This is a genomic window from Synechococcus sp. H60.1 (assembly GCF_047462335.1).
Classification (GTDB): domain Bacteria; phylum Cyanobacteriota; class Cyanobacteriia; order Thermostichales; family Thermostichaceae; genus Thermostichus.
In genome coordinates, this window is sequence record NZ_JANSJA010000190.1 from 1 (window position 1) to 752 (window position 752).

Below are 752 nucleotides of genomic sequence, written 5' to 3' on the forward strand. Positions count from 1 at the left end.
GTTAGGATGGCAGCAGAGTGGCTTTTGGAGGCGGCTGTGGCTTTGACGATAGGATCCGTTCCTGGGCCGACAGCGGCTCGCCTAAGTTTGGCAGAGTACCTCAAGTATTCCGATGGCGGCGATACCCGCTATGAGCTGGTGGCGGGGGAGTTGGTGCCGATGGCCCTTCCAACCGGACGGCACGGTCAGATTGTGGATTTCCTCAATACCGCTTTTCGAGTTGAGATCCGGCGCCAGGGGCTGCCGTGGACTTCTCAGCCGATGGCTATCGGGATCCAGTCGCCGCGGGGCAACCGCTGGGATACGGTGCGGATCCCGGATGTGGTGGTGCTGCCTCTGCAGCAGTGGCAGGAGATGGGATCCCGAGAGGCTCTGATTCGCTTGGAGGATCCGCCGCCGCTGTTGGTGGTGGAGGTGGTGAGCGAATCGAGCCGGGCGGCGGACTACCGGGCCAAACGGGCGGAATACTGCGTTTTGGGCATTGGTGAGTACTGGATTGTGGATCCGATGGAGGAGAAGGTGAGCCTGCTGCTGTTGCACGAGGGCTGGTACGACCTGCTGGAGCTGAAGGGATCCGAGCGGGTGCCCTCGAAGGTTTTTGCAGGGCTGGAGCTGCAGGCGGGGGAGATCTTGGCGGCGGACTTGGGTTATTCTGGTAAAGACACGGGGAGTTAGCTCAGTTGGTAGAGCGCTGCGATCGCACCGCAGAGGTCAGGGATTCGAGTTCCCTACTCTCCATTGCCCTCACCCCC

General features: G+C 61.6%; 1 protein-coding gene and 1 tRNA gene. Both read left to right on the top strand.

The window, feature by feature from the left end:
• The coding region (locus NW852_RS09820) for a Uma2 family endonuclease (RefSeq protein ID WP_414426688.1) at window positions 1-675 on the top strand (675 nt) is incomplete at its 5' end.
• A tRNA-Ala gene (locus tag NW852_RS09825) sits at window positions 666-738 on the top strand. The genes NW852_RS09820 and NW852_RS09825, both read left to right, overlap by 10 nt.
• Window positions 739-752: the final 14 nt, after the last annotated feature.